Source organism: Allomuricauda sp. XS_ASV26 (assembly GCF_041224615.1).
GTDB lineage: Bacteria > Bacteroidota > Bacteroidia > Flavobacteriales > Flavobacteriaceae > Flagellimonas > Flagellimonas alginolytica.
Window position 1 is genome coordinate 1 of the sequence record NZ_JBGFGK010000015.1, and the last position, 252, is coordinate 252.

1 protein-coding gene is annotated in these 252 nt (G+C 54.4%); it reads right to left on the reverse strand.

Going from position 1 to position 252, the window contains the following annotated elements; translation table 11 throughout:
* Positions 1-252, reverse strand: a 252-nt coding sequence (locus AB9K32_RS00080; protein ID WP_369884005.1) for a hypothetical protein, incomplete at both ends; no start/stop codon positions are given.

Genomic DNA, 252 nt, shown 5'->3' on the forward strand with positions numbered 1-252 from the left:
ATTGTTACCAATAGCCGTAGTATTGTTGGAGATATTGGTAGCGTTGTTCGAAATATCCGTGGCATTGTTACCGATCGCCGTGGTATTGTTGGCAATGTCCGCGGCATTGGCCGCTACTCCGGCGCTATCGTCCAAAGAGGACAGGTCCGCGGAAAAGCTCGTGCCGCCCTCGCTTACCGTTACCTCGTTGGTCCCGCCATCGAAGCTCACTCCCGTAATATCGTCATCGGCCACGCTGTCCACATAGGCCTT